The sequence below is a fragment of the Paracoccus sp. MA genome (genome assembly GCF_020990385.1).
Classification (GTDB): Bacteria; Pseudomonadota; Alphaproteobacteria; order Rhodobacterales; family Rhodobacteraceae; genus Paracoccus.
Genome location: NZ_CP087598.1, coordinates 2,218,726 through 2,243,190, shown reverse-complemented (window position 1 = coordinate 2,243,190; position 24,465 = coordinate 2,218,726). Strand labels below are relative to the sequence as shown.

Annotated in this window: 23 protein-coding genes and 1 tRNA gene; 13 read left to right on the top strand and 11 right to left on the bottom strand. The window is 67.2% G+C overall.

Annotation, left to right across the window (positions count from 1 at the left end; translation table 11 throughout):
• Positions 1-64: 64 nt before the first annotated feature.
• Together dnaK and LOS78_RS18255 are read right to left on the bottom strand one after the other, a co-directional pair.
• Positions 65-1,981 (bottom strand): molecular chaperone DnaK, encoded by a 1,917-nt coding sequence (dnaK, locus tag LOS78_RS18260; protein ID WP_028714051.1) that lies wholly within the window; start codon positions 1,979-1,981, stop codon positions 65-67.
• Between the two features lie 256 nt (positions 1,982-2,237).
• Positions 2,238-3,059 carry an ABC transporter permease gene (locus LOS78_RS18255; RefSeq protein WP_028714050.1) on the bottom strand — a complete coding sequence of 274 codons (822 nt, stop codon included), beginning with the start codon at positions 3,057-3,059 and terminating at the stop codon, positions 2,238-2,240.
• A gap of 159 nt (positions 3,060-3,218) precedes the next feature.
• Here LOS78_RS18255 and cysQ point away from each other — a divergent pair, with 159 nt between their 5' ends.
• The 9 genes from cysQ to LOS78_RS18210 all read left to right on the top strand — a co-directional run bounded on the left by cysQ (position 3,219) and on the right by LOS78_RS18210 (position 13,442).
• Positions 3,219-4,016, top strand: a complete 798-nt coding sequence (cysQ, locus tag LOS78_RS18250; protein ID WP_230377706.1) for a 3'(2'),5'-bisphosphate nucleotidase CysQ — start codon at positions 3,219-3,221, stop codon at positions 4,014-4,016.
• Positions 4,017-4,021: 5 nt separating this feature from the next.
• Positions 4,022-4,822, top strand: a complete 801-nt coding sequence (locus tag LOS78_RS18245; RefSeq protein ID WP_230377705.1) for a 3-deoxy-manno-octulosonate cytidylyltransferase — start codon at positions 4,022-4,024, stop codon at positions 4,820-4,822.
• Positions 4,822-6,042: a glycosyltransferase family 2 protein gene (locus tag LOS78_RS18240; protein ID WP_028714047.1), complete on the top strand. Its 1,221-nt coding sequence runs from the start codon at positions 4,822-4,824 to the stop codon at positions 6,040-6,042. Before LOS78_RS18245 ends, LOS78_RS18240 begins: the two co-directional genes overlap by 1 nt.
• A 147-nt stretch (positions 6,043-6,189) precedes the next feature.
• The gene (locus LOS78_RS18235; protein WP_028714046.1) at positions 6,190-7,080 is read left to right on the top strand and encodes a UTP--glucose-1-phosphate uridylyltransferase; all 891 of its coding nucleotides are present in this window, start codon (positions 6,190-6,192) and stop codon (positions 7,078-7,080) included.
• A 5-nt stretch (positions 7,081-7,085) separates the two neighbouring features.
• Positions 7,086-8,084 (top strand): UDP-glucose 4-epimerase GalE, encoded by a 999-nt coding sequence (galE, locus tag LOS78_RS18230; protein ID WP_230377704.1) that lies wholly within the window; start codon positions 7,086-7,088, stop codon positions 8,082-8,084.
• On the top strand, positions 8,074-9,303 hold the full coding sequence (locus tag LOS78_RS18225; RefSeq protein ID WP_230377703.1) for a glycosyltransferase family 1 protein: 1,230 nt from the start codon (positions 8,074-8,076) through the stop codon (positions 9,301-9,303). Before galE ends, LOS78_RS18225 begins: the two co-directional genes overlap by 11 nt.
• 61 nt (positions 9,304-9,364) lie before the next feature.
• Positions 9,365-10,354: a glycosyltransferase family 2 protein gene (locus tag LOS78_RS18220; protein ID WP_036696963.1), complete on the top strand. Its 990-nt coding sequence runs from the start codon at positions 9,365-9,367 to the stop codon at positions 10,352-10,354.
• A complete protein-coding gene (locus LOS78_RS18215; protein WP_230377702.1) occupies positions 10,351-12,051 on the top strand; it encodes a beta-1,6-N-acetylglucosaminyltransferase in 1,701 nt (566 codons plus the stop codon). The genes LOS78_RS18220 and LOS78_RS18215 overlap by 4 nt, the downstream gene beginning before the upstream one ends.
• On the top strand, positions 12,048-13,442 hold the full coding sequence (locus LOS78_RS18210; protein ID WP_230377701.1) for a sulfotransferase: 1,395 nt from the start codon (positions 12,048-12,050) through the stop codon (positions 13,440-13,442). The genes LOS78_RS18215 and LOS78_RS18210 overlap by 4 nt, the downstream gene beginning before the upstream one ends.
• 32 nt (positions 13,443-13,474) lie before the next feature.
• Here LOS78_RS18210 and LOS78_RS18205 read toward each other — a convergent pair whose 3' ends face one another.
• The 8 genes from LOS78_RS18205 to choX form a co-directional block, all read right to left on the bottom strand.
• Complete coding sequence (locus tag LOS78_RS18205; RefSeq protein ID WP_028714040.1) at positions 13,475-14,416, bottom strand: DMT family transporter; 942 nt, start codon at positions 14,414-14,416, stop codon at positions 13,475-13,477.
• A complete protein-coding gene (queG, locus tag LOS78_RS18200) occupies positions 14,413-15,465 on the bottom strand; it encodes a tRNA epoxyqueuosine(34) reductase QueG (RefSeq protein ID WP_230377700.1) in 1,053 nt (350 codons plus the stop codon). The genes LOS78_RS18205 and queG overlap by 4 nt, the downstream gene beginning before the upstream one ends.
• Entirely contained in the window at positions 15,446-16,135 is a 690-nt protein-coding gene (locus LOS78_RS18195; RefSeq protein ID WP_028716188.1) for a glutathione S-transferase family protein, read from the bottom strand. The genes queG and LOS78_RS18195 overlap by 20 nt, the downstream gene beginning before the upstream one ends.
• 85 nt (positions 16,136-16,220) lie before the next feature.
• Entirely contained in the window at positions 16,221-16,979 is a 759-nt protein-coding gene (mtgA, locus tag LOS78_RS18190; protein WP_230377699.1) for a monofunctional biosynthetic peptidoglycan transglycosylase, read from the bottom strand.
• Positions 16,980-17,018: 39 nt separating this feature from the next.
• Positions 17,019-17,588, bottom strand: a complete 570-nt coding sequence (locus LOS78_RS18185) for a DUF1269 domain-containing protein (protein ID WP_028714036.1) — start codon at positions 17,586-17,588, stop codon at positions 17,019-17,021.
• Between the two features lie 361 nt (positions 17,589-17,949).
• The gene (locus tag LOS78_RS18180; protein ID WP_230377698.1) at positions 17,950-18,375 is read right to left on the bottom strand and encodes a PPC domain-containing DNA-binding protein; all 426 of its coding nucleotides are present in this window, start codon (positions 18,373-18,375) and stop codon (positions 17,950-17,952) included.
• A complete protein-coding gene (gene betC, locus LOS78_RS18175) occupies positions 18,375-19,871 on the bottom strand; it encodes a choline-sulfatase (protein ID WP_230377697.1) in 1,497 nt (498 codons plus the stop codon). Before betC ends, LOS78_RS18180 begins: the two co-directional genes overlap by 1 nt.
• Positions 19,872-20,807: a choline ABC transporter substrate-binding protein gene (gene choX / locus LOS78_RS18170; RefSeq protein WP_230377696.1), complete on the bottom strand. Its 936-nt coding sequence runs from the start codon at positions 20,805-20,807 to the stop codon at positions 19,872-19,874.
• A gap of 184 nt (positions 20,808-20,991) precedes the next feature.
• On the opposite strand from choX, the gene LOS78_RS18165 reads away from it, so the two are divergent.
• A tRNA-Ile gene (locus LOS78_RS18165) sits at positions 20,992-21,067 on the top strand.
• A gap of 439 nt (positions 21,068-21,506) precedes the next feature.
• Here LOS78_RS18165 and LOS78_RS18160 read toward each other — a convergent pair.
• Positions 21,507-21,683, bottom strand: a complete 177-nt coding sequence (locus tag LOS78_RS18160; RefSeq protein ID WP_156933613.1) for a hypothetical protein — start codon at positions 21,681-21,683, stop codon at positions 21,507-21,509.
• Between the two features lie 497 nt (positions 21,684-22,180).
• Here LOS78_RS18160 and LOS78_RS18155 point away from each other — a divergent pair, with 497 nt between their 5' ends.
• From LOS78_RS18155 to LOS78_RS18145, 3 genes are all read left to right on the top strand, one after another.
• Positions 22,181-22,414 (top strand): hypothetical protein, encoded by a 234-nt coding sequence (locus LOS78_RS18155; protein WP_230377695.1) that lies wholly within the window; start codon positions 22,181-22,183, stop codon positions 22,412-22,414.
• A 56-nt stretch (positions 22,415-22,470) separates the two neighbouring features.
• A protein-coding gene (locus LOS78_RS18150; RefSeq protein WP_085999836.1) for an IS5 family transposase occupies positions 22,471-23,252 on the top strand; the annotation gives its coding sequence in 2 pieces (ribosomal slippage) (positions 22,471-22,813 and positions 22,813-23,252; 783 coding nt in all).
• 114 nt (positions 23,253-23,366) lie between these two features.
• A complete protein-coding gene (locus LOS78_RS18145) occupies positions 23,367-24,431 on the top strand; it encodes a hypothetical protein (protein WP_230377694.1) in 1,065 nt (354 codons plus the stop codon).
• The last annotated feature ends 34 nt before the right edge of the window (positions 24,432-24,465 follow it).

The following is a 24,465-nucleotide window of genomic DNA, read 5'->3' as shown; positions in this document are numbered from 1 at the left end:
TCTTTCAAGACAGGACCGGCCCGTGCGGGTCTGCAGCGGGCCGGCCGGTGGGTTTACATCGCGCTCACTTGCGCTTGTCTTCGCCGAGATCCTCGAAATCGGCATCGACGATCTCGTCATCCACGTCGCGCGGACCGGCTTCGCGCTCGGCATCGCCGGCGCCCGCCTCGGCCTGGCTGGCCTTGTAGATGGCCTCGCCCAGCTTCATCGAGGCGTCCATCAGGTTCTGGATGCCGCCCTTGATCTTGCCGGCATCCTCGGACTTGACCGCCTCTTCCAGCGCGCCGACCGCCAGCTCGATCGCCTCGACGGTCGAGCCGTCCACCTTGTCGCCATGCTCTTCCAGCGATTTCTTGGTGGTGTGGATCAGGCTTTCGGCCTGGTTCTTGGCCTCGACCAGCTCCTTGCGCTTCTTGTCGGCCTCGGCATTGGCCTCGGCGTCCTTGACCATCTTCTCGATCTCGTCGTCCGACAGCCCGCCCGAGGCCTGAATGGTGATCTTCTGCTCTTTCCCGGTGCCCTTGTCCTTGGCCGAGACCGAGACGATGCCGTTGGCGTCGATGTCGAAGGTCACCTCGATCTGCGGCATGCCGCGCGGCGCCGGCGGGATGTTTTCCAGGTTGAACTGGCCCAGAAGCTTGTTGTCCGCGGCCATCTCGCGCTCACCCTGGAAGACCCGGATGGTCACGGCGTTCTGGTTGTCCTCGGCGGTCGAGAAGATCTGCGACTTCTTGGTCGGGATGGTGGTGTTGCGGTCGATCAGCCGGGTGAACACGCCGCCCAGCGTCTCGATGCCCAGGGACAGCGGCGTCACGTCCAGCAGCACCACGTCCTTGACGTCGCCCTGCAGAACGCCGGCCTGGATGGCGGCGCCAAGCGCCACGACCTCGTCCGGGTTCACGCCCTTATGCGGCTCCTTGCCGAAGAAGGCGGTCACCTCCTCGACCACCTTGGGCATCCGGGTCATGCCGCCGACCAGCACGATCTCGTCGATGTCGCCTTTCGACATGCCGGCATCCTTCAGCGCGTCCTGGACGGGCTTCATGGTGCGCTTGATCAGGTCGGCGACCAGGCTTTCCAGCTTGGCGCGGGTCAGCTTCATCACCATGTGCAGCGGCGTGCCCGAGTCCTTGTCCATCGAGATGAACGGCTGGTTGATCTCGGTCTGGCTGGAGCTCGACAGCTCGATCTTGGCCTTCTCGGCGGCTTCCTTGAGCCGCTGCAGCGCCATCTTGTCCTTGGTCAGGTCGACGCCATGCTCTTTCTTGAACTCATCGGCCAGGTAGTTGACGATGCGCATGTCGAAGTCTTCACCGCCCAGGAACGTGTCCCCGTTGGTGGATTTCACCTCGAAGAGGCCGTCGTCGATTTCCAGGATGGTGATATCGAAGGTGCCGCCGCCGAGGTCATAGACCGCGATGGTCTTGCTGTCCTTCTTGTCGAGCCCATAGGCCAGCGCGGCCGCGGTCGGCTCGTTGATGATGCGCAGCACTTCCAGCCCGGCGATCTTGCCGGCATCCTTGGTGGCCTGACGCTGGGCGTCGTTGAAATAGGCGGGCACCGTGATCACCGCCTGGGTGACCGGTTCGCCCAGGTAGGATTCTGCGGTTTCCTTCATCTTCTGCAGGATGAAGGCGGAAATCTGGCTGGGCGAATACTTGTCGCCCCGGACCTCGACCCAGGCGTCGCCATTGCCGCCGTCGACGATGGCATAAGGGACGAGCTTCTTGTCCTTCTCGACTTCCGCGTCGGTGGTGCGGCGGCCGATCAGGCGCTTGACGGCAAAGATGGTGTTCGAGGGGTTGGTCACCGCCTGGCGCTTGGCGGGCTGGCCGACCAGACGCTCGCTGTCGGTGAAGGCAACGATCGAGGGCGTGGTGCGCGCGCCTTCCGAATTCTCGATGACCTTGGGCTGGCTGCCATCCATGATGGCGACGCAGCTGTTGGTGGTTCCGAGGTCGATGCCGATGACTTTGGACATGCAATAACCTTTCTTGCGGCGATATTCTGGGCCTCGGGTCCTCAATCGGCCCCCGAAAGCCCGATCCCTGGATTGACCGAAGGGACCCTGTTCAGGGCCCTCCGAGCTTCATGGGCCTATATAGGAAGGGGTCTGGCGGGCTGCAAGCAGACCGGATGGCAGAAAACATCCCGCCTGCGCCTGCGCTTGGCATGCCTGCGCCAGGGCGGGCGGAACGCCGCGCGCGGGCACAGAGGGGGCGGGGGGCGGGACACGCTCACCGGCCGGCCGACCAGCTGATCGAGACCGCCTTGCGGGTCACGAATTCCGCCATCAGCCCGATCATCAGCAGCGTCAGCGTGGCATAGAGCGGATAGTCCAGCGACGAGTTGCGCGGCGAGTAGTTGATGAAGGCGAAGCCGCGCGTCTGGTCGATGACATGGAACAGCGGGTTCCACGAGAACATGTGCAGCATCACCGTCGGCATCATATTGGCCACGAACATCTTGCCCGAGAACACCATGTTGATGCGCTGGTAGAACTGGGTCAGCACCTGCGCCGCCTGCGGCCACCACGGCCGGATCGACAGGAAGATCAGCCCGATGCAGCAGCCCGAGAACCAGGCCAGCAGCAGCATGGCATAGCAGGCCAGCGGCCGGTCGATCTGGATCGGCTGGATCAGGTAGTGATAGCCGGTCAGCACCACAATGCTGGAGAAGGTCTGCCGGTAAAGCGAGGCCAGCGCCGCGGCCGAGATCATCACTGCGGTGTTCATCGGCCCGTGCTTCATCATCTGGTTGCTGGGGCTGCCCGCCCCCGCCACCGCGCCGATGGCCTGGGAATGGGCCATGAACATGAAGATGCCGGACATGATATAGACGATGTAGTCGCCCCGGATCGGCGCCCGGCGCACCCCCATCATGGCGAAGATCAGGTAGAAGCCCGCGATCATGGCGATGGCCTGGGTGACCGTCATGATCAGGCCGACCACGGCGTTGCGCTGGCCCTTGCGCAGGTTGTTCACCGTGACATGATAGATCAGCGACAGCGTGGTGAACGCGGCCTCGACCATGTTGCGGTTGCGGCGCTGGGTGAACATCGGCGGGTCGGTTCCTGCCTAGGGGTTAGGGGCCCGGGGGTTTCTGTTGCGGCTTTCGCGGGGCGCTTGCCCTGCGCGATCCGCCGCATCATAAGGAAGCCGACAGCCGTATTCAATCGGCGCCGCATCCCCGAGGCTTCGGGACGGAAAGGAAAAACCATGCAATTCGATCGAATGATTGCCGAAATGCGCCGCCTCGCCCTGCGGGCCGGCGACGAGATCATGCAGGTCTATGGCGCCGAGGATTTCGACGTGCGCGCGAAATCCGACGCCTCGCCGGTGACCCAGGCCGACGAGGCCGCCGACGCGCTGATCTCGGCCGGGCTGCGCGCCGCCTTTCCCGACATCCCGCTGGTGACCGAGGAGCAGGCCGAGACCCACGGCCAGAGCCTGTCCACCTTCCTGATCGTCGATCCGCTGGACGGCACCAAGGAATTCGTGCAGCGCCGCGGCGACTTCACCGTCAACATCGCCTATGTCCAGAACGGCGTGCCGCGGCTTGGCGTCGTCTATGCCCCGGCCAAGGGCCGGCTGTTCTATACCAATGCCGAGGGCGGCTCGGTTGAGGAACATGGTCCCTTCGGCGACGAGCCGGGCGAGGTCACGCCGATCGGCGTGACCTCGACGCCCGACAACCGGGCGCTGATGGTCGTCGCCTCGAAATCGCATCGCGACGCCGCGACCGACGACTATATCGCCCGCTACGGGGTGCGCGACATGACCTCGGCGGGCAGCTCGCTGAAGTTCTGCCTGGTGGCGACGGGCGAGGCCGACCTCTACCCGCGGCTCGGCCGCACCATGGAATGGGACACCGCCGCCGGCGACGCGGTGCTGCGCGGCGCGGGCGGCGAGGTGGTGCGCTTCGACGACCACACGGCGCTGAAATACGGCAAGCCCGGCTTCGAGAACCCGTTCTTCATCGCCTTCGCCCCCGGCGTGCTGCTGGTCAAGGACTGATCCCCATGTCGGTCGTCATCGTCATTCCCGCCCGCCACGCCTCGACGCGCTATCCCGGCAAGCCGCTGGTCGAGCTGCGCGGCGCCACCGGCGAGGGGCTGAGCCTGATCCGCCGCAGCTGGGAGGCGGCGCGCGCCGTCCGGGGCATCGACCGGGTGATCGTCGCCACCGATGACGAGCGCATCCGCGACCATGCCGAGGGCTTCGGGGCCGAGGTCGCCATGACCTCGACTGCCGCCCGCAACGGCACGGAACGCTGCGCCGAGGCGGTGGCGAAGCTGGGGCTGACGCATGAGATCGTGGTGAACCTGCAGGGCGATGCCCCGCTGACCCCCGCCTGGTTCGTCGAGGAGCTGGTGGCCGGGCTCAAGGCCGATCCCGGCGCCGACGTGGCGACCCCGGTGCTGCGCTGCTCGGGGGCCATGCGCTCGGACCTGATCGCCGACCGGGTGGCGGGCCGCGTCGGCGGCACCACCGCGGTCTTCGGCCATGACCGCCGGGCGCTGTATTTCTCGAAGGAAGTGATCCCCTATGCCGGCGCGGATTTCGGTCCCAGCGACCCGACGCCGGTCTATCACCATGTCGGCGTCTACGCCTATCGCCCCGGGGCGCTGGCCGAATACCCGACCTGGGAGGAGGGCCGGCTGGAGGCGCTGGAAGGGCTTGAGCAGCTGCGCTTCCTGGAGCGCGGCCGCCGCATCCTTTGCGTCGAGGTCGAGGCGAAGGGCCGCGAGTTCTGGGAACTGAACAACCCCTCGGACGTGCCCAAGCTGGAGGCGATGATGAGCCGCATGGGCATCGCCTGATGCCGCAGCGGCCCGGCCGGGCGCCCAGGACCAGCATCGTCGTCGTCTCGCGCCACCGGCCGCAGGCGCTGGAGCGTTGCCTGACCGCGCTGGCCGGCCAGACCCACCCGGATTTCGAGATCGTGCTGGTGGCCGATCCGGCCGCGGCCGGCATCCGCCCCGACCTGCCGCTGAAGCGGCTGGCCTTCGACCGCGCCAATGTCTCGGCGGCCCGCAACGAGGGGCTGGCGCTGGCGGCGGGCGAGGCGGTGCTGTTCATCGACGACGACGCGCTGGCCGAGCCGGGCTGGGCCGAGGCGCTGGCCGCGCCCCTTGCCGATCCGCGCGTGATCGCCGCCACCGGCTTCACCCGCGGCCCCGACGGCCTGCGCTGGCAGGTCCGGGCCGAGCGGATCGCGCCCTCGGGCCGCGCCCTGCCGCTGGAAGTTGCCGGAACCGCCCTGCTCGGGCCGAAGGACGGCTGCCCGGTCAGCACCATCGGCACCAATTGCGGCTTTCGCCGCGAGGCGCTGGTCGCCATCGGCGGCTTCGACCCGGCCTTTGCCTATCATCTGGACGAAAGCGACGTGAACCTGCGCATGGCGGCGCGCTTTCCGCAGGGGCTGACGGCGGTGGTCCCGGCGGCGCAGGTTATCCATGGCGTCGCGCCCGGCGCGGACCGGGGCGAGGCGGGCGTGCCGTGCGACCTGACCGCCATCGGCCGCTCTGCCGCGATCTTCGCCGCGCGGCATGGCGGCGATCCGGGCTGGCTGCGCGACAGCCAGCGGCGGCGGCTGCTGCGGCATATGGTGGCGGGGCGGCTCGATCCCTTCAGGGTCCGGACGATCCTGGCGACGCTGGATCGCGGCCTGGCCGAGGGGCAGGGCCCGGCGCCCGCGCCGCCGGTCTGGGACCGGGCCGCGCCGCCGGCCTTCCGGCCGATGCCCCGCGTGGCGGCGGGCCTGGCGGAGGAGCCGCTGTTCCTGGCCGGTTGGCACTGGCAGGCCCGCGCCCTGCGCGCCCGCGCGGCGCGGGCGGTGGCCGAGGGGCGGCTGGCGGCGCTGCTGCTGCTGACGCCCAGTTTCCTGCCGCATCGGCTGACTCTGGTCCCGGGCGGCTGGTGGGAACAGCGCGGCGGGCTTTGGGGCGCGTCGCGCCCCGGAGATTCGCCTGTCATATTTCTGAGCAAGACCGCGCGCATTTTGCGCGAGCGGGGAAATTTGCCTAGACGCCGGGGGTGAACAAGCAGAATATTGCCGCAAACGGCAGAATTGACTCGCTTTAACATTTTTTAGGAACGACTGGGCCAACCAGGCGCTTGTTGCGCAGGCGTCGACAAAGAGGGATAACCTCCGGGCCGTTGGCGCAGAAATCAGGAGACCGAATTCATGACGCGCAAAGTCACCAAGGCCATCTTCCCCGTGGCTGGACTGGGCACCCGCTTTCTACCCGCCACGAAGAGCATTCCCAAGGAGATCATGACCTTGGTGGATCGCCCGTTGATCCAATACGCCATCGACGAGGCGCGCGCCGCGGGGATCGAGGAGTTCATCTTTGTCACCTCGCGCGGCAAGGGCGCGCTCGAGGATTATTTCGACCATGCCCATGAGCTGGAATCGAGCCTGAAGAAATCCGGCAAGACCGAGCTTCTGGACATCCTGCGCTCGACCAACATGGATTCGGGCGCCATCGCCTATGTGCGCCAGCACAAGGCGCTGGGTCTTGGCCATGCCGTCTGGTGCGCCCGCCGCCTGGTCGGGGACGAGCCCTTCGCCGTCATCCTGACCGACGACGTCATCATGGGCGAGCCGCCCTGCCTGCAGCAGATGATCGAGGCCTATCAGGAAACCGGCGGCAGCATGGTCGCCACCATGGAAGTGCCGGCCGAAAAGACCCAGGCCTATGGCGTTCTGGACGTGGCCGAGGACATGGGCGCCATCGTCCGCGCCCGCGGCATGGTGGAAAAGCCCAAGGAAAACCCGCCCTCGAACCTTGCGGTGATCGGCCGCTACATCCTGGCGCCGTCGGTGCTGGCCAACCTCAACAAGCTCAAGCAGGGCTCGGGCGGCGAGATCCAGCTGACCGACGCCATCGCCGACGAGATCGCCGAGGGCCGCGACGTCTATGGCCTGCGCTTCCGCGGCCAGCGGTTCGACTGCGGCTCGAAGGCCGGCTTCCTGCAGGCGACCGTGGCCTTCGGCCTGGCGCGCGACGACCTCAAGGGTGAATTCGCGGATTATCTTTCCGACGTCCTGGCGATGCGCAAGGCGGCGGAATAACCCGAATGGCCGACAGGGTTCTGGTGACGGGCGGCGCGGGCTATATCGGCTCGCACGCCTGCAAGGCGTTGCGGGCGGCGGGCTTCGAGCCTGTGACCTACGACAATCTCTGCACCGGCTGGCGCCAGGCGGTGAAGTTCGGGCCTTTCGAGCAGGGCGACCTGCTGGACCGTGCCCGGCTGGACGAGGTTCTGGCCCGTCACCACCCTGTCGCCTTGATGCATTTCGCGGCGCTGAGCCAGGTCGGCGAGGCCATGCGCGAGCCGGGCAGGTATTGGCGCGGCAATGTCTGCGCCTCGCTCAACCTGATCGAGGCGGCGCTGGCGGCGGGGGTGCGGAACTTCGTCTTTTCCTCGACCTGCGCCACCTATGGCGACCATGACGGCGTGGTGCTGGACGAGACGACGCCCCAGACGCCGCTGAACGCCTATGGCGCCTCCAAGCGCGCCATCGAGGATATGCTGAAGGATTTCGGCGCCTCGGACGGGCTGCGCTCGGTGATCTTCCGCTATTTCAACGTGGCCGGCGCCGACCCGGATGCCGAGGTGGGCGAGTTCCACCAGCCCGAGACGCATCTGATCCCGCTGATCCTCGACGCCATCGACGGCAAGCGCGCGGCGCTGACCATCCACGGCACCGACTACCCGACGCCGGACGGCACCTGCATCCGCGACTATGTCCATGTGATGGACCTTGTGGACGCGCATGTGCTGGGGCTGCAATACCTGCTGGACGGCAAGGTCGCCGATGGCGGGCAGGAGGTGTTCTGCCTGGGCACCGGCAACGGCTTTTCGGTGCGCGAGGTGATCGACCATTCCCGGCATGTCACCAACCGCGCGGTGCCGCTGACCGAGGGGCCGCGCCGCGGCGGCGATGCGGTCAAGCTGGTCTCGGGCAGCGAGAAGGCGGTCTCGGTGCTGGGCTGGAACCCGGCGCGCTCGACCCTGCCGCAGATGATCGGCGACGCCTGGCGCTGGCACCAGAACGGCGGATATGAGGCCTGATCCGGCGATCGTGCTGGATGTCTCGCGGCTGATCTCGCGGCTTGGCGGCGGCCCGGCGACGGGCATCGACCGGGTAGAGGCCGAATGGCTGGCCCATCTGCAGGACCGCCCGCATCTGCTGCTGTGCCGGGTGCGGCGCGGCCAGCTGCTGCTGCCGCCCCGCGCCGGCGCGGCGATCCTGCGGTGGCTGGGCGGGGCGCTGGACGATCTGCCGCCGCCGGACCTGCTGGACCGGCTGCGCGGCCGGCGCACCCTGCCCGCGCGGGCTGAGGCGGCGCTGCGCCGGATGGCGCTGGTGCGGGCCGGGCGCCAGGGCAGGGGCCTTGGCCGCGCGGCGCAGGCGCATCTGGGGCCGGCAGCCTATGTGAATGTCGGCCATGCCAATCTGCTGCCGGGCCTGCTTGCGAACCTGCGCCCTCTGCGGCGGGCGGTGCTGATCCACGACACCATCCCGCTTGATCATCCCGAATTCACCCGCGCCGGGCAGGCGGAGAAGTTCCGCGCCCGCTTCACGGCCGCGCTGGAACAGGCCGAACTGATCCTGACCGTCTCGGCGGCGACGCGCGCCGACGTGCTGCGCTGGCGCGGGCGGCTGGGGCTGCCGGGGCGCGCGGCGATCATCGCCGCGCCCATCGGCACCCGGCTGGCGGCGCCCGACCCTGCCGGGCTGCCGGCGGATCTGGACCTGTCGCGCCCGTTCTTCGTCACCCTGGGCACCATCGAGCCGCGCAAGAACCACGCGCTGCTGCTGGACGCCTGGCAGATGCAGGCGCGGCCGCCGCAGCTGTTCATCATCGGCCGCCGCGGCTGGGAGAACCGCGAGGTCTTTGCCCGGCTCGACCGCCTGCCGCCCGGCGGCCCGGTGCGCGAGCTGCGCGACCTGGACGACGGCGCGGTGGCCGCGCTGATCGGCCGCAGCCACGGGCTGCTGATGCCCAGCCGGGCCGAGGGCTTCGGCCTGCCCCTGACCGAGGCCGCCGGCCGCGGCGTGCCGGTCATGGCCAGCCCCCTGCCGGCGGCGCGCGAAATGCTGGGCGATTACGCGACCTGGCTGTCCCCGGACGCCCCGGCCGACTGGGCGGCCGAGGTGGCGCGGCTGGCCGGCGCGCCGGCCCGGCGGCTGCCGCCCCTGCCGGTGCCGGACTGGCAAGGGCATTTCCGGCTTTGCTACGCTGGGTTGTGTCACACATTGCGCGACCTGACCGTTGCCGCTATGTGACGCCGGTAAAAGGTAAAGAAGGTCCGTGCCGCGCCCGTTCAGGATTATCAGGCGAAAGCTGATGCTTCGCGCCCGCCGTCAATGGCTGCTGGGGCGCGCGATTCGCCGTCGCCGCCGGCTGCGGCCGGTATGGGACCGCACCGCGCGCATCCGGCCGGGCGATATCCTGCTGTTCATGGTCATGCGCAACGAGGCGCCGCGCCTGCCCTGGTTCCTGGACTACTACCGGGCGATGGGTGTCCGGCATTTCCTGGTGGTCGACAACGGCTCGGAGGATGGCGGGCGCGACTATCTGGGCCAGCAGGAGGATGTCTCGGTCTGGCTGACCCGCGCCAGCTACAAGGCCTCGCGCTTCGGCATGGACTGGATGAACGGGCTGCTGCGCCGGCATGGCAGCGGGCATTGGTGCCTGACCGTCGATCCCGACGAGTTCCTGGTCTATCCGCATCACGACACCCGGCCCCTGCAGGCGCTGACCGACTGGCTGGATGCCAGCAACATCCGCTCGTTCTCGGCCATGCTGCTGGACATGTATCCCAAGGGCTCGCTGGCCGCGCAGCCCTATCGCGCCGGACAGGACCCGTTCCAGATCGCGCGCTGGTTCGATCCGGCCAATTACGCCATCCGCAAGAACGGCGAATACGGCAATCTCTGGATCCAGGGCGGGCCGCGGGCGCGGGCTTTCTTCCGGGACGACCCCGAAAGCGCCCCGGCGCTGAACAAGATCCCGCTGGTCCGCTGGGAAAGGGGGCATGCCTATGTCAGCTCGACCCATATGCTGCTGCCGCGCTCGCTGAACATGGTCTATGACGAGAATGGCGGCGAAAAGGCCTCGGGCTGCCTGCTTCACGCCAAGTTCCTGTCGACCTTCGTCGAGAAATCCGCCGAGGAACTGACCCGGCGCCAGCATTACGCCAACAGCCAGGAATACCTAGCCTATCACGCCGGGCTGCGGGACGACCCGGATTTCTGGTGCGAGGAATCCTGCGAGCTGCAGGACTGGCGCCAGCTCGAGGATCTGGGGCTGATCTCCAAGGGGAACTGGGCATGAGCGGCGGGACGGTCAGGCTGGGCGTGGTCATGCTGTGCCATGACGAATTGCCCATCGCCGCGCGCATGGCCCGGGTCTGGGCCCAGGGCGGGGCGGCGGTCGCGGTCCATGTCGATGCCAAGGCGCCTGCGGATGCGGTCGAGACCATGCAGGCCGACCTTGCCGACCTGCGGCAGGTGCTGTTCAGCCGGCGCCATCCCTGCGAATGGGGCACCTTCAGCCTGGTGCGCGCCACCCAGGACGCCGCCGGCCTGCTGCTGGACAGGTTCCGCGAGGTCACGCATGTGCTGGTCGTCTCGGGCGCCTGCCTGCCCCTGCGGCCGGTGCAGGATCTTTGCGCCTATCTGGCGCTGCATCCGACGCGCGACTTCATCGAAAGCGTCACCGCCGAGGATGTCGGCTGGACCGTCGGCGGGCTGAACGAGGAACGCTTCACCCTGCGCTTTCCCTTCTCGTTCCGGCGCCGGCGCAAGCTGTTCGACCGCTATGTCGAATTGCAGCGCCGGCTGGGCTACAGGCGGCGCATCCCGCAGGGGCTGGTGCCGCATCTGGGCTCGCAATGGTGGTGCCTGACCCGGGCCACGCTGCAGGCCATCCTGACCGACCCGCGCCGGGCCGAGTTCGACCGCTATTTCGCCCGGGTCTGGATCCCGGACGAGAGCTATTTCCAGACCCTTGCCCGGCGGCATTCGATGAGGATCGAAAGCCGCTCGCTGACGCTGGCCAAGTTCGACAACCAGGGCAAGCCCTATATCTTCTACGACGACCACCTGGAGATCCTGCAGCAATCGCGCTGCTTCATCGCCCGCAAGATCTGGCGCGGCGCCGGTCGGCTGCACGACCATTTCCCCCCTGGCGACGGCGCGCAACCGTCCGCCGCCGAGCCGCGCCCCGAGCGGGTGGACCGCATCATCAGCCATGCAGTCGCGCGCCGCCGGCTGGGCCGGCCCGGGCTTTACATGCAGAGCCGCTTTCCGCTGAAGGACCGCGAGAACGGCAAGACCTCGGCACCCTATGCCATGTTCCAGGGCTTCACCGACCTGTTTCCCGGCTTCGAAACCTGGCTGGCCAGCCGGATCGACGCCGATGTGCATGGCCATCTTTTCGCGGTGCATGGCGTGGAATTCGCCGGCCGCCGGCCGATCGGGCCGGGGGCGCTTTCGGACAGCGCCCCGCTGCGCGACCTGGACCAGCGCGGCTTTCTGGCCAACCTGATCCGCATCGCCACGCGCATGCAGGTCTGGCAGTTCAGCCCGCGCGACGGGCAGGAGATGAACTGGTTCCTCGCCACCGATCCCAATGCGCGCATCTTCGTGGTCACCGGTGCCTGGGCGGTGCCGCTTCTGCATTCCGACATGCCATTCGACGACATCCGCCGCGTCGCGGCCATCCTGCAGCGCACCGAACTGGCGCAGATGGAGGCGCTGAATTCGGTCTGGCTCAAGGCGCAGACGCAGATCTGGGACCTGGCCGATTTCTGCGCCCGGCCCTCGGCCGTGCTGGGCAGCATCCTGCAGCGGCTGGGCGGCGAGCCCGAGGCCGCGGCCGACCTGCCGCCGATGCGCGACATCGCCGGCATGGGGCGGTTCCTGCAAAGGCTGCGCAATGCCGGGCTGCGCCCGCAGCTGATGGGGGATTTCCCCGCCACCGATCCCGACCCGCCGACCGCCGCCGTCCATGAAAGAACCGCGCCATGACCCAGTCTTTCCGCAGTTTCGTGATCTTCGCCGAGATGCGCACCGGCTCGAACCTGCTCGAGGCGACGCTGAACGCCATCAAGCGCGTCACCTGCTTCGGCGAGGCCTTCAACCCCTACATGATGGGCTGGCCCGACAAGGACGAGCTCAAGGGCATCACCATGGCCGAGCGCGAGGCCGATCCGCACCGGCTGCTGGCGGCGATCTTCGACAAGCCGAACCACCTGCCGGGGTTCCGCTATTTCCACGACCACGACCCGCGGGTCTTCGACGCGATCATCGAGGACCGGGCCTGCGCCAAGATCATCCTGACCCGCAACCCGGTGGACAGCTATGTCTCGACCGCGCTGGCGCGGGCCACCAACCAGTGGAAGCTCAACGAGACCGAGACGCCGATTCCCGCCGCCGTGCGCTTCGACGGCGCCGAGTTCCGGCAGGTGGCGGGCGAGATCGAGGAGTTCCAGCTGAAGGTCATGCACCGGCTGCAGGTGACCGGCCAGGCCGGTTTCTGGCTGGGCTACGAGGACCTGCGCGATGCCGAGGTGATGACCGGCCTGTTGCACTGGCTGGGCCGCACCGACCTGAAACGGGTCGAGCCGGCCAGCGACCAGGTGCCGCAGAACCCGCGCGAACTGTCCGAGAAGGTCGAGAATTTCGACGAGATGCAGGCGGAACTGGCGCGGCTCGACCCGTTCATGCTGCGCAAGATCCCGAATTTCGAGCCGAGGAAGGGCCCGGCGGTGCCCTCGTTCCTGGGGGCCGAGGCGGGCAGGGGGCTGATCTTCATGCCGGTCAAGGGCGGGCCTGCGGACAGCGTGACGCGCTGGCTGCGCGGCATGGGCGAGGTCGTCGGCGACTTCAACCAGAACAGCCTGCGGCAATGGAAGCGGCAGCATGTCGGCCATCGCAGCTTCACCGTGCTGCGCCACCCGCTGCTGCGCGCCTGGGCGGCCTTCGAATCACTGATCGGCGGCCGCAATGCCGAGCTGCGCCAGCTGATGCGGCAGATCCATCGCGTCGCCCTGCCGCCGGATCCGGAGCTGGGCGCGCTGGACCAGGGCCGCAAGGCCGAGCTGTTCGCGGCCTTCCTGGACTTCCTGCGCCGCAACCTGAACGGCCAGACCACGCTGCCGACCTATCCCGGCTGGGCCAGCCAGTCCGAGGTGCTGGCGGGTTTCGCACGCTTCGGCGCCCCCGACATGCTGCTGCGCGAATCGGACCTGCCGCGCGACCTGTCCTGGCTTGCCGCCAGCGCCGGGATCAAGGCGCCGGCCGATTTCCCGGACCCGGAGCCCTTCCCGGACTTCCTGAACGAGCAGGAATTGCGCGGCGCGGCGAAGAAGGCCTATCTGCGCGATTACGTCGCCTTCGGCTTCGGCGGCCAACCCTGACCCGGCCCCGCCCTGACCCGGCCCCGCCCTGATCAGCCCTGCGGGGTCATGGCCTTGCGCTGGCGGTTGCGCTCCAGCCCCAGCTGTCGCTCGCGCCAGATGATCAGGATGCCGGCGGTAATGACCAGCGCCGCGCCGGCCAGCATGACCAGCGTCGGCGCCTCGTCGAAGATGGACCAGCCGATCAGCAGCGCCAGCAGCATCGAGGCATATTCGAAGGGCGCCACCAGCGAGGCGTCGGCATAGCGATAGGCCGAGGTCAGCAGGATCTGCCCCAGCCCGCCCAGAAGGCCGATGGTCACCAGCAGCGCCGCCGTCCCGGCATCCGGCATCACCCAGCCGAAGGGAATGGTCAGCAGTCCGAGCAGCGTCGATGTGACCGAGAACCAGAAGACGATGGCCGAGGTCCGCTCCTCCTGCACCAGCTTGCGCACGAAGATCTGCGCCAGCGCCGCGCAGGCGGCGCCGGAGAGCGTCACCATGGCGCCCAGGCTTTCCTTGTAGCCCATGTCGGCGCCGAAGCTCAGCCGCGGCGACAGCACGATGACCACGCCGACCAGTCCCAGCACCACCATGGACAGGCGGAACAGCCGCACGTCCTCGCCTAGGAACATGGCGGCGAAGATCACCGTCAGCAGCGGCGCGGCATAGCCGATGGCCGTGACCTCGGGGAAGGGCAGCAGCGCCAGCGCCCAGAAGCCCAGCCCCATCGCGGCGGTGCCGATGATGCCGCGATAGAAATGCCCCATCGGCCGAAAGGTCTTCAGCCCCACGCCCAGCTCATGCCGGAAGGCCAGCCAGAGCAGGATCACCGGAATGGCGAAGAACGAGCGGAAGAAGACCTGCTGGCCCGGCGGCACGCCCAAGCCGCCCTCGGCGGTCGCCTTGACGATCGAGGCCATGATGGTGAACACCAGCACGCTAAGGCATTTGAGCAGGATGCCGCGCAGCGGGCTTGGGTGCGTGTGGATCATGGCAATCGTTCGCAGGCCCAGCGTGCCGCATCGGCAACGGCGGGGTCGGGGTCATGCTGCAAGGATTCGGCCAGCGGCCGCAGATGCGCAAGCCCCGAATTGCCGATGGCGTAAAGAACATTGCGCACCATGCGGTCGCGGCCGATGCGCTTGATCGGGCTGCCCGAGAAACGCTCGCGGAAGCCCGCATCGTCAAGCTGCGCCAGCTCGGCCAGCGCCGGGGCGCCGTGCGGGCCGTGATAGCGCAGCTCGGTCGCGGCCTGGGCGAACTTGTTCCAGGGGCAGGCGGCCAGGCAATCGTCGCAGCCATAGATGCGGTTCCCGAGCATCGGGCGCAGTTCGGGGTCCACCGGCCCCTTGTGCTCGATGGTCAGGTAGGAGATGCAGCGCCGCGCGTCCAGCTGGTAGGGCGCCGGAAAGGCCCCGGTCGGGCAGGCGTCGAGGCAGGCCCTGCACGAGCCGCAATGCGAGCGTTCCGCCGCATCCTTCGGCAGGTCCAGCGTGGTGAAGATCGCGCCCAGGAAGAACCAGCTGCCCAGCTCGCGCGACAGCAGGTTGGTGTGCTTGCCCTGCCAGCCCAGCCCTGCCGCCTGCGCCAGCGGCTTTTCCATCACCGGGGCGGTGTCGACGAAGACCTTGATCTCGCAGCCGGTCAGCCCGACCAGCCAGCCGCCAAGGCGCTTCAGCCGCTTCTTGACCAGGTCGTGGTAATCCTTGCCCTGGGCATAGACGCTGACCGCGCCGCGATCCTTGCGGCGGATGGCCTCCATCGGGTCGTGTTCGGGCGTGTAGAGCTCGGCCAGCATGACGACCGAGCGCGCCTCGGGCCAGAGGCTGGCGGGCGAGGCGCGCCAATGCGCGCGCTCGGCCATCCAGCCCATCTGGCCGTGCCGGCCCCGTTCCAGGAAGGCGGCCAGCCGCTCGGGCAGTTGCGGGTTGGCGTCGGGGGCGCAAATGCCAAGGGCCGAGAAACCCTCGGCCCGCGCCTGCTGTTCCAGCCGGGAACGGATCTCCGCCGGGTCGGTCGGCCTAGAAGTCGAGCAGCGCATAATGCGGCGCCGGGTGGACGCCCGGCAGGTGGTCGGCCAGAAGGCTGCGGAAGGCCGGCCGCGACTTGATCTTGGCATACCATTCCTGCACCTCGGCCGAATGGGTCCAGTCCACGTCCGAGATGTAGTCGAGGCAGGACAGATGCGCCGCGGCGGCGAAATCGGCCAGCGTCATCACGTCGCCCGCCAGCCAGCGGCGGTGTTCCAGCAGGCTTTTCATGTAGTCGAGATGATAGCGGATCGCCGACAGGCCGGCCTTGACGGTGCGGCTGTCCGGGTAGCCCAGGCGCATGACCTTCTTCCAGACCCGTTCGGTCATCACCGGGCGGGTCACCTCGGCGTTGAACTTGTCGTCGAACCAGGCGCAGAGCCGGCGCACCTCGTAACGCTCGGCCGGCAGGGACGGCATCAGCGAGGGCTGCGGCTGGATCTCGTCCAGGTATTCGCAGATCGCCTGGCTTTCCGCCAGAAGCCGCCCGTCCATGCGCAGGACCGGCAGCTTGCCTGCCGGGTTGCGGCGCATGATTTCCGAGCCCGGTTCCCAGAAACGGTCCTCGACCAGCTCGACCTCGATGCGCTTTTCGGCCAGCACCAGCCGGACCTTGCGGCAAAAGGGCGACAGGGCGACATGGTAAAGGCGGATCGTGGAACTGGGCGAGGGCGTGTTCATCAGGGGAAAACCGGTTCGTTCTCGGGCTTCCGGTTGATACGCCCCGGGGCGCCCGGTTTCAACCGCCATGGCGGGCATGGGCGGATCAGCGCGGCAACCTCAGGCAGAAATCGCGGCCATCCGCCCGGATCGTCTCGGCGCCGCTGACGATCGAGCGGGTGCGGGCCGAGCCAGTCTGCGGGTTGCGCGTTCGCGGCGCCGGCAGGATCGAGGCCAAGGCCGCCGACTGGCGCAGGGTCAGCTTGTCGGGCGTGGTCTGGAAGTAATGCTCGGCCGCCGCCTTGATGCCGAAGACGCCGCGGCCGAATTCGGCGATGTTCAGATAGACCTCGACGATGCGGCGCTTGGACCAGAGCGCCTCGATCATCGGCGTATAGACCGTCTCCATCACCTTGCGCGGCCAGCTGCGCCCCTGCCACAAGAACACGTTCTTGGCCGTCTGCTGGGTGATGGTCGAGGCGCCGCGCGACGAGCCCGAGGCGATGACCCGGCGGATCTCGACCATGTCGAAACCCCAGTGGTTGCAGAAATTGGCATCCTCGGCGGCGACCACGGCGCGCACCATATGGGGCGAGATGCGATCCAGATCGACCCATTGCCGCGCCGCCCGGCCGGGAAACTCGCGCTGGCCCTGGATGATGGTCCAGGTGGTCGGCGGGTTGACGAAGGAGAACAGCAGCACCAGCACGGCCATCAGCCCCAGAAGCCGCAAGCCGATCCAGCGCAGCCAGGACCCCAGCCACAGCGCCGCGCGGCGCAGCGGCCGCCAGCGCCGGCGGGCGCGGGTCGTCGGCGCCTCGGTCAGCGCCTCGGGGTCGTCAAGGGTTTCCATGCGTCGGGGCATGGAGGCGTCCTGTCACGCCCATGCCCCTTGCGTCAAGCGTCAGGCCGAGCCCGGGGGCGCCGTCGTGCCCGCGGGCGCGGGATGATCGATCTGCGGCACGCCGAGCGCCGCGCCCAGCCTGCCGCCCGCGAAGGCCTCGCGCAGGCGCTCTTCCTCGGCCTCGGGCAGCGAGGTCTGCAGCACCCGGCCGCGCAGGTGGAAGCCTTCCAGCCGCGCCAGCACCTTGTCGGCGGTCATCTTGCGCACCAGGATGAACACGGCCGAGCCGCCCGGCGGGATGGACTGGCCCAGATCGCGCATGAAATCGTCGTTGATGCCGATATCCGAGAGCTTGCCGGCGATGGCGCCGGCGCCCGCGCCCACCGCGGCGCCCAAGAGCGGATTGAGGAAGATCAGCCCGACCAGCGTGCCCCAGAAGCCGCCGCCAAGCGCGCCCGCGGCGGTCAGGTTCACGGCCTGATGCAGCTGGATGTCCTCGGCCGAGGGGCGGGTGACGACCACCGCGTCCTCGAGCTCGATGAGGTATTCCTTCTGCATCTTGACCAGTTCGGTGCGCAGCTCGAAGCCGGTCGCCTCGTCGTCGAAGGCGATGACAAGCAGGTCGGACATGGCGGGATCCTTGTTGACTGATGACGGGGCGCAACGCCGGCGCGGGCTGGCGGGTTCCCGCCGCGACGCGGGGTCACGAAACGGCCTTACGCGCGCGCGGGCCTTGGCCGGAACAGGGGCCTGACAGGCAGGGAGGAAGCCGGTAATGGGCATTCCGCTTTACGGTGCCCTGATGGCGCTGCTGGCCGGGCGCGGAACTGCCGCGCAACGGCAAGGGCGAGGTGCGGAAGAATCTGCTGCGCCAGGATTTCGCCCGCGTCCTTGCCTGAACCGCCGGACCGGGGGCCGTCTGCCCCCGGACCCCCGAGGATATTTCTCAAGAAAGAAGCGCAGCCAGGCCGGGGTCCTGGCCCGGCGGCGGCTATTCCTGTCCGGCGGCCGGCCGGATGACCAGCTCGTCATGGCCGGAAAGCGGGCAGGGCGCGCGGCTGAAGGTGAGGTCGTCGAGGATCAGCACCACGATCTCGGCCGTGGTATGGACCGCCGAGCCCGGCAGGAGGTGGCCGCCGAAGGCCCGCCCCTCGCCGTCGGCGATGGTCAGATGCAGGTGCTGGCCGGCCGGGTCGATGGTGCCGGTCAGCGCGGTGATCTCGAAATGGCCCTGGTGGCAGGTGCCTCCCGGCCGGTTGGCGTGGCGGATCATGGCGCGGGTCAGGCTGCCGACGCAGGTGACCAGCGCCATGGCCGGCGCCCCGGTCCGGCGCTGCAGGGCGCGCAGGGCCGCCAGCGGGTCCTCGCCCGGCCGCAGGCGGATCGTGGCATAGCGGCCGGAGGAGAGCGGGACCATCATTCGCCCCGCGGGAATCGCTTGGATTCCTCGAGCACGTTCAGGTCCATGTGGTTGCGCATGTAGCGTTCCGAAGCCTTCATCAGCGGCTGGTAATCCCAGGGGAAATAGGCGCCGTTGCGCAGCGCCTCATAGACCACCCAGCGCCGGGCCTGGCTTTCGCGCACCTCGGCGTCATAGGCGGCGAGGTCCCAGCGTTCGCCGGCCATGGCGCGCATCCGTGCCAGCACCTCGGCCGCCGCCGGGTCGGTGGCGCGGTTCTGCCGTTCCTCGGGATCCTCGGCCAGGTTGTAGAGCATTTCCGGGTCGGCGGCGCAGGCGATGTATTTCCAGTCGCCGTCGCGCAGGCAGACCAGCGGCGCGACGCTGCCCTCGGCCGCGTATTCCATCGCCACCGGCCCGCGCCCCTCGGCGCCCCGCGCCAGCGAGCGGCCGTCGGTCCAGGGCGCGACCTCGGCCATCGAGATCCCCGCGAGGTCGCAGATCGTCGGCAGCACGTCGATGGTCGAGACCGGCGTCTCCACGCGGCCGGGTGCCATGGCAGGGGCCGCGATCATCAAGGGCACCCGCGCCGAGCCCTCGAAGAAGCTCATCTTGAACCACATGCCGCGGCTGCCCAGCATCTCGCCATGGTCGGAGAGGAAGACCACGATCGCCTCCTGCCGGGTGCGCTCCAGCACGTCCAGGATCTCGCCCAGCTTGTCGTCGATATAGGAGATGTTGGCGAAATAGCCCTGGCGGGCGCGGCGGATGTGATCCGGCGTGACCTCGAGGCCGCGCCAGTCGCTGGCATCCATCAGCCGCTGCGAATGCGGGTCCATCCGCTCGTAGGGGATCGCCTCGGGCGGTCCCAGTTCCGGGATGCCCTCATAGAGATCCCAATATTTGCGGCGGGCGACGAAGGGGTCGTGCGGATGGGTGAAGCTGACGGTCAGGCACCAGGGCCGGTCGTCGCCGCCGCGCGCCAGGTCGTAGAGCTTGCGCGTCGCGTGATAGGCGACCTCGTCGTCATATTCGTACTGGTTGGTGATCTCGGCCACGCCGGCGCCGGTCACGGAACCCAGGTTGTGATACCACCAGTCGATGCGCTCGCCCGGCTTGCGGTAATCCGGGGTCCAGCCGAAATCGGCCGGGTAGATGTCGGTGGTCAGCCGTTCCTCGAAACCGTGCAGCTGGTCGGGGCCGACGAAATGCATCTTGCCCGACAGGCAGGTGTGATAGCCGGCCCGGCGCAGGTGATGGGCATAGGTCGGGATGTCCGAGCAGAACTCGGCCGCGTTGTCATAGACCCGGGTGCGGCGCGGCAACTGCCCGGACATGAAGCTGGCGCGTCCGGGCGCGCAAAGCGGGCTGCCGGTGTAGCAGTTGGCATAGCGGGTCGAACGCTCCGCCAGCCGGCGCAGATGCGGCACATGCAGGAATTCGGCCGGGCCGTCGGGGAACAGCACCCCCGACAGCTGATCGGCCATGACGACCAGAATATTAGGTTTCTTCAATCAGTTCACCGATGCCATGACTGCTTCCGCACCGGGTTTTCCGTCCAGCGTGGTCACGCCGTCAAGCCATTTCGCCACCGTCTCGGCATTTTGGCTGATCCAGTCCTTTGCGGCTGCGGTGGCATCCGCGCCCTCGTCGAGGATATTGGCCATCAGCATGTTTTCCTGATCGACGGTAAAGACCAGCTGGCTGAACAGCTTCGCCGCATTGGGGCAGGCGGCGACCCATTCCTTGCGGGCCAGGGTGTGGACGGTGGCGCCGCCGTAATCCGGGCCGAACTCCTCGTCGCCGCCCGACAGGTAGGTGATGTTCAGCGTGACGTTCATCGGATGCGGCGCCCAGGCCAGGAAGACCGAGGGCGTCCTGACGGCATCGTTGCGCTGCACCTGGGCAAGCATGCCCTGTTCGCTGGATTCGACCAGCTCCCAGTCGCCGAGGCCGAACTTGTCGGCTTCGATCATGGCCTGGATGGTCTGGTTGGCAGGCGCGCCGGGTTCGATGCCGTAGATCTTGCCCTGGAAGGCGTCCCTATGCGCATCGAGATCGGCGAAATCCGCGACGCCCAGCCCGGCGGCGGCATCGGTCACCGCCAGGGTGAACTTGGCGCCTTCCAGGTTCTGCACCAGCTCTTCGGTCTTGCCCGAGGCTTCGAGGTCGTCGCGGAACCTCTGCTGGGCCGGCATCCAGTTGCCCAGGAAGACATCGGTATCGCCGTTCTTCAGCGCCTCATAACCCACGGGCACCGAGAGCGTGCGGATATCGGGCCGGTAGCCCAGTCCCTGCAGCAGGGCGGTGGCGACGCCATTGGTGGCGGTGATATCGGTCCAGCCCGGATCCGAGAAGCGGACCGTACGGCAGCTGGCGGGATCCTCGGCCAGGGCGGGCGTGGCGGCCAGGGCAAGGGCGAGCAGGGACAGCGGCGTGGTTCTTGACATGATCGGAACTCCGGTTTCGTGCTGCGGGCGGGCCGCGGCTTGCGGCTTCATGCGCTATCAGCCCACAGGTGCTGCGCCGGATCAAGGGGTTTGCCGAAGGCGCGGGTTGCGGCATTTTCCGGCTGGCCGGGGCGATCCGATCCTTGACGCGGGCGGCCGGCTCGATCAATGGTGTCGCCGGTCAGGGCCTGTAGCTCAATGGTCAGAGCAGGGCGCTCATAACGCCTTGGTTGGGGGTTCGAGTCCCTCCGGGCCTACCATTGCTTTCCTTCCAGATCGCCAGAGGGTTTCGATGGGCCTTCCGGTCTTGCCCGCCCTTTTCCAATTTCCGCGCCGGCCGGGTGAATTTATGGGCGGCTTTGCAATGGAAGCGGTCGAGGTGTTCCTTGGCGTCCGTCAGGGCTCGGGCGATGCGCAGGACGGCCGATGCAGAGCATCTGCCCCAGGAATTTTGCGCGGTTGCTCCATCTCCCGATGGGCCGCCGCTTCACGCCTTTGACCGTCAGCGTGCCAAGGCCACCCGGTCCGCTGCAAGGCTTATGGCTTCCGGCGGAGCGATCCGCACCGGATTGCGCTGCCTGCTGGGCCGGAACCGATGCAGCCGGCGGGCCGGGTAGCTGGCATGATCGTCGCGTCGCGCCCTCACTGTTGTTGGCAGGGGCATGGCGCCCCCGCCGAGAAGGCTTTCGCGGAGCCTTGTCACCTGCCCAGCGCGTCATAGCGACGCTCCCAGGTTTCCGTCAGGCGCAGGACGGCCAGTTCCTGACGTTCGTCGATGGCGGCGCTGTCGTCCAGCATATTGGCCGCCCCCCTGAGCTGGCGGCGCTCGTCAAACACCGCCTGTTTCACTTGGCTTCTGTCTGGCTTGCTAGTCATTTCAGATCCTCCGAAACCGGCAGCGCGTGGGCTGCGCGACGAATTCATCATAGCGGATTCCAAGCGATTTTTACACGATAAAAACTAGCGAGTTTTCCGTAAATTAACGATGCAGGCGATTCGGAACCAGGACCGGGCCTTTGCCTGCTGATTTCCCCTGAGAGGCGACCCGGCTTTCTCACCGAGAACTGCCCCATCTTGAGAATATGGTTGGCGGGTGATGGCTGGGCGGCTGTTTTCCTGCTTCTGCGGGCGGCGGCTTCAGGGCTGGCCTTGACGCGGAAGCTGCCGTCGCCCGATCAACCGCGGGAAACGTTGGAGGTGAGTGGGTTTGCGTCGCCATTGATGTTGCTTCGGGATGCATCCTCGGCCTGCGGATCGCTGCCGCACCATCGGCGGAAGAGTTCAGGAAACTGCTGGAAATGGTCGTTTCCGACAAGTCCGCTCTGGCGCGCGCCTGCGGTGCTCAGGGGGCATGGCATCAGTGTGGTCGCCCGATGACCATCGCCACCGATACCGGTTCCAACTTCATCGCGACCGGATCCATCGAGCGGGCCAATGATATGGCAGCGGCCATGGAATCTGCCCCGGTAAAATGCGCCGAACTGCGCGGTACCGATGAGCGGCTCTTTGGTACGTTTGGGCGGATGCTGATGCCCCGGCTGCCCGGCCATACGCAGCCCGATCCGGTAAAATGCGGCGATTACGACCCACGTCCTAGGTCGTGTTGACAAAAGGGATTCCTCTGGCAGTCGTCCTATGATTCAAGCTCATCTCTACGTGGGAGATGAACTTGGCACGCAACCTGATATCCGACGATGAGTGGACCTTCTTCGAGGGCTTCATTCGTGCCGTCCGGCACCCTAACGGGCGGAAACCTGCGGACCATCGTCTTGTTCTGAATGGTATATTCTGGATCGCAAGGACTGGTGCGCCATGGCGCGATCTGCCCGAAGAGTTTGGCAAGTGGTCCTCGGTCTACCGTCAGTTCCGCCGCTGGACTTTGGCGGGACTGTGGGAGGATATCCTGGATGCGCTGAACCACGCTGGGATCGCGCCAGACAAGCTCCAGATGGTTGATAGCACTGTGATCCGCGCCCATCATCATGCGGCGGGCGCAAAAGGGGGACTCCGAAAGAGGCTCTTGGCCGTTCGAGAGGTGGCTTCTCGACCAAGATCCATCTCCGCGTCAACGGCGCAGGCCTCCCGATGAGGACCGAGATCACGCCGGGGCAGGATTCCGACTACACCGGCTATGATATGGTGATGGCCGACAACCTGCCGCAACCAGCAGTTCTGGTCGCCGACAGGGGCTATGACTCTGATAAAATTCGGGAAGACATCGAGAGCCGCAACGCCCTGCCCATGATACCGATGCGAAGGAACCGAAGGGTGCGCAAGGCTGTCGACATGACCATCTACACCCTGCGCAACATGGTCGAGCGCTGCTTCAACAAGCTGAAAAATAGCCGCCGCCTTGCAACCCGCTACGACAAAACCGCCGAAAGCTTCCTTGGCTTCGTCGACGTCGCCTGCATCAGGCTCTGGCTCCGCCATTTGTCAACATGACCTAACCCGGCAATCCCCGAGGGTGTCTGGGACAAGCTGCTTGCACTTCCGTCACAGACGCTGCCGAAGCGGCATGCGCGCCCTGTAAAGCGGCTGACTTCTCTCGCACACGAGTTGGCGGTCGATGGCCTGCTGCCAGATGCGGGGAAGCTGGCCCATTCAGAAATGCACAAAGTGCTGAACGGCATCCGCGCGCGCTTCAAGACCGAAATTGAGGCCGCCCGAAAATCTGTCATGACAGTCGAGGGCAAGAGCCTGAAAGCCGACCTGAAGGGCGGCGCGATGACCTTCGACGACTTTCTGGAAGAGGCTGACTACGCCGTCATCGAGGACGCCTACCGCCGTGCCGGTCGGGCGATCAGCCCCGATCTTGCAACGACATACAGCGATTACCTCGCTCGGAACGAAGGCAAAACCGACGACATGGAAACGGCGCTCATGGACGCGCATGTCAGTATCGCAGCCTTGGGCCTGGTCCCACAGGTTCGTGAAACGCTCGAGGCTGAAGCCGAGAAGCTCGCCAATCAGTGGCTCACCCGGTTCCGCGTCGAGATCAAGGATCTGTCCGACGAACGCCAGGACGTCTATCGCCAGATCAGAGAGATGAGCGCCAATCCGATGGATGTGGACCTCGCTCGCCCGACATCATGGATGCAGGCGACCACAATCCGCGAGGCGAACGGCACCGAAACACCCCTCCCGACCTTCGAGAGACATCTTCTCTGTGATGAGCAGGGCTTGTTCCCCGAGGATTTCAATTCCTGGGAGGGCGAAGTGGTCCGAGCTGAGCTTGGGCGTTCAGGCACCGTCGCATGGTATCGTAACCCGTCGCGCGCCAGCCAGGACTCGCTTGGGATCATCTATGATGATGGCGGGGAGCCGAAGATCGTGCGGCCAGACTTCGTGTTTTTCGGTCAACAAGGCGACGGCACATTCACGGCAGACATCGTTGATCCGCACGGCATCCAGTTCGGTGATGCCATCCCAAAGTTGAAGGGCCTTGCCCAGTATGCAGAACGCTTCGGCGACCAGTATAGACGGATAGATGCGGTCGCGAAGATCGGCGATACATTCAGGGTCCTTGACCTGAAGGAAGCGGCAACGCGTGCAGCAGTCTTGGCTGCCACATCCATCAAAGCGCTATATGAGGGGGCGCATGCGTCGGACTACTTGGTCTGAGCCGTTCTTTTTTCGATTTGAGCGGCGCGCGGCA